Source organism: Eudoraea sp. (genome assembly GCF_049665975.1).
In the GTDB taxonomy this organism is placed as follows: Bacteria; Bacteroidota; Bacteroidia; order Flavobacteriales; family Flavobacteriaceae; genus Eudoraea.
Window position 1 is genome coordinate 1 of sequence record NZ_JBATGR010000012.1, and the last position, 3779, is coordinate 3779.

Annotated in this window: 4 protein-coding genes and 1 pseudogene; all 5 read left to right on the forward strand. The window is 37.5% G+C overall.

Going from position 1 to position 3779, the window contains the following annotated elements; translation table 11 throughout:
- A pseudogene (locus WBN20_RS00495) lies at window positions 1-491 on the forward strand (NADH:ubiquinone reductase (Na(+)-transporting) subunit A); the annotation flags it as partial.
- A 2-nt stretch (window positions 492-493) separates the two neighbouring features.
- On the forward strand, window positions 494-1768 hold the full coding sequence (locus tag WBN20_RS00500; protein ID WP_424271620.1) for an NADH:ubiquinone reductase (Na(+)-transporting) subunit B: 1275 nt from the start codon (window positions 494-496) through the stop codon (window positions 1766-1768).
- A 2-nt stretch (window positions 1769-1770) separates the two neighbouring features.
- A complete protein-coding gene (locus tag WBN20_RS00505) occupies window positions 1771-2520 on the forward strand; it encodes a Na(+)-translocating NADH-quinone reductase subunit C (protein WP_424275910.1) in 750 nt (249 codons plus the stop codon).
- Window position 2521: 1 nt separating this feature from the next.
- Window positions 2522-3169, forward strand: coding sequence for an NADH:ubiquinone reductase (Na(+)-transporting) subunit D (locus WBN20_RS00510; protein WP_424275911.1), 648 nt, complete (start codon window positions 2522-2524; stop codon window positions 3167-3169).
- Between the two features lie 21 nt (window positions 3170-3190).
- Window positions 3191-3779 (forward strand): NADH:ubiquinone reductase (Na(+)-transporting) subunit E (gene nqrE / locus WBN20_RS00515; protein ID WP_424280321.1); only part of this gene is annotated, 589 nt, incomplete at its 3' end.

Below are 3779 nucleotides of genomic sequence, written 5' to 3' on the forward strand. Positions count from 1 at the left end.
TTTTATATGCCAGTGGCGTTAAAGATGAAAGATTTCGTGTGATTAATGGAGATGTACTTACTGGCAAGAAAACAAGCCCGGATGGTTTTCTCGGTTTTTATAACAATACAGTAAGTGTTATTCCTGAAGGAGATGATTACGAATTTTTTGGTTGGAACAAACCGGTATTTGATAAATTATCTGCTACAAGAGCGCTAACATTTTCATGGCTGCAGCCCAACAAGAAATATGATCTCGATACAAATACAAATGGAGAACACAGGGCATTTGTAGTTACCGGGATGTATGAAGAAGTATTCCCGTTCGACATTTATCCACTTCAGCTTTTAAAGGCATGTATGGTTAAAGATTTGGATGAAATGGAACAACTTGGTTTGTATGAGGTTATTCCTGAGGACTTTTCATTGACTGAATTTATTTGTATTTCCAAACAACCACATCAACAGATAATTCGCGAAGGATTGGATTTATTACAAAAAGAAATAGGATAAAAATGAGCAATAAACGATTGACCTTTAAGAAAAGATTGCATATTTTGAAACATAGGTATAGGGGTAAAAAGATGGCCCCAGCTTTTAATGCCTTTCATACATTTTTGTTCTCTCCTGATGAAACCACACATAATGGTTCTCATGTGAGAGCAACGGACGATTTAAAGCGGACGATGAATACGGTAATAATGGCTCTCATTCCCGTTCTATTATTTTCATTTTTCAATACAGGCTATCAGCATTATTCAGCCATCGGAGGCTTCCCGGAGAATTTTTCGGTTATGGAACATTTTCTGACCTGGGATAATTTTTGGTTAGGATTTGTGCAGGTTATGCCCCTTGTTATTGTCTCGTACGGTGTAGGATTGTTGGTTGAATTCATTTTTGCGGTCATAAAAGGTCATGAAGTAGAAGAAGGATATCTTGTAACCGGTATGTTAGTTCCCTTAATTGTCCCTATTGATACTCCTCTTTGGATGTTAGCCGTTGCGGTTGTATTTGGTGTTATTATAGGTAAAGAAGTTTTCGGTGGTACAGGAATGAACATTTTGAATCCTGCGCTTACCATTAGGGCATTTTTGTTTTTTGCTTACCCTACCTGGATGAGCGGAGATAAAGTATGGGTGCATGGTGCGGTTGAACGTACGGGTACTGCCGATGCCATTTCAGGAGAAACTATCCTGGGTTATTTAGCTCAGAACAACGGGAGTGAATTTTCTTATTCAGTATCTGATATGTTTTTTGGTTTTATTCCCGGTTCAGTAGGGGAGACCTCTGCTTTTTTAATATTACTTGGAGGTATTTTCCTGATATTCAGTAAAATAGCTAGCTGGAGAATCATGGTAAGTGCGGTAGCTGGTTCGCTGGTTATGGGCCTTATATTTAATGGAATAGTTGAAGCAGGTTGGATTGGTGAGGGAAGTACGTTTTATGGATTAATGAGCTTTGATTTTTGGAAACACCTAATAGTAGGTGGCCTGGCATTTGGTATTGTATATATGGCCACAGATCCTGTAACAGGATCACAAACCAATAGAGGGAAATGGATTTATGGATTCCTGATAGGGTTTATTTCGGTTATGATACGTGTATTTAACCCGGCTTATCCTGAAGGTGTATTCCTTGCAATTCTCTTAATGAATGTCTTTGCGCCAACCATTGATCATTATGTAGTTAGGGGTAATATCAGACGAAGGATGAAGCGTTTGAAACAAGCAACAATTTTTCCAAAAAGCACTGACGACAAAGCAAAGGAACTGAAGATAGAAACAATATAATTATGGCATTTAATAAGGAAAATAATGGTTATACTGTAATCTTTGCCGCTATAATGGTTATTGTTGTAGGGTCAATACTGGCATATCTTGCCTCAGCATTGAGCGGTAAAATTAAGGAGAATGAGAGATTTGAAAAACAGCAGAATATTCTCTATGCTATGGGTATTAATGAAAATAAAGACGAGGGCAGTGTGAATTTTGTGCCTACGGACAAAGTAGAAGCTGAGTTTTCAAGGTTTATTACAGAACAATTAGTCATCAGTGGAGATAAAATAACACAAAATGACGAGGCATATCTGATTGACCTTAAGAAGCAAATTGCAGCCATAAAGAAAGGTGAAACTGCGAAGCTCCCGCTTTTTATAGGTGAAAAAGAGGGGACGAAATTTTTTATAATTCCCATGTATGGTAAAGGACTTTGGGATGCCATTTGGGGTTTTATTGCCCTGAATGAAAATATGGAAGTCCAGGGAGTTTACTTTGATCATAAAGCAGAAACACCAGGGCTCGGAGCAAATATCAAACAGCGTTATTTTATGGATGATTTTGTGGGGGAATCTATTTTAAGTAATGATCAGTTTAAAGGAATTGCGGTAGCAAAAGGAAATAATGACCCTGTGAACAAAATAAAGGATGATAATGAGGTAGATGCCTTGGCAGGAGCTACGATTACTGGGAATGGTGTTTCTGCAATGATTAGGGAAAGCGTAAATTTATATAAGGACTATTTAGAAACTATTAGAGTTAAATAAAATGGCATTACTTTCAAAGAAAGACACAAACCTTATTTTAGATCCACTTGCGGATAATAACCCTATTACAATTCAGGTTCTTGGTATATGCTCAGCCCTGGCGATTACCGCAGAATTGGAGGCGTCAGTAGTTATGGCCATTTCCGTACTTTTTGTTTTAGGTGTAGGGAATGTTGTTATTTCCCTTTTACGAAATGTTATTCCTACCAAGATCAGGATTATTGTTCAGTTGATCGTTGTGGCAACACTGGTAATTATTGTTGACCAGGTTCTGAAGGCTTTTGCTTATGAATTAAGTAAGACACTATCGGTTTTTGTGGGGTTGATAATCACGAATTGTATCATAATGGGAAGGTTTGAGGCTTTTGCTTTAGGCAACGGACCCTGGAAAGCTTTTTTGGATGGGATCGGTAACTCATTGGGATATGGAGTAATTTTGATTATCGTAGGATTTTTTAGAGAATTATTGGGATCTGGAACATTGTATGGAATTAAGGTATTGGGAGATCCTGTAAATAGGACAGGATTATATGCAACAGGTTATGAAAACAACGGATTTATGATTATTCCTCCGGCAGCATTAATAGTTGTTGGCATAATAATCTGGGTACAACGCTCCAGAAATAGGGCACTTATAGAGGAAAACTAATTTACTTTTTAAGAGAAGATTATGTTAGAACATATTGAATTATTTTTTAAATCCATCTTTATAGACAACATGGTCTTTGCCGTGTTTTTAGGGATGTGTTCTTATTTGGCTGTATCCAAAAAAGTGGCCACTGCTGTTGGATTGGGAGCTGCAGTTATTTTTGTTCTTGCCGTAACGGTTCCTCTAAATTGGTTATTAGACCAATATCTCCTTAGAGATGGCGCGCTAGTATGGCTTGGACCTGAATACGCGGATTACAATTTAAGTTTTTTGTCATTCATTCTTTTTATTGCAACTATAGCCACTATGGTACAGTTGGTAGAAATTGTGGTTGAAAAATTTTCACCTGCCCTATACAATTCCCTAGGTATATTTTTACCATTAATTGCAGTAAACTGTGCTATTTTAGGAGGGTCGTTGTTTATGCAATCGAGGGAGATTGAGACATTAGGATTGGCTTTTAATTATGGGGTTAGCTCCGGAATAGGTTGGTTTTTGGCCATTTTGGCAATAGCTGCTATTCGTGAAAAGATAAGATACTCAAATGTCCCGGCACCTTTAAGAGGGCTTGGGATTACCTTTATTATTACAGGTTTAATGGGAATAGGAT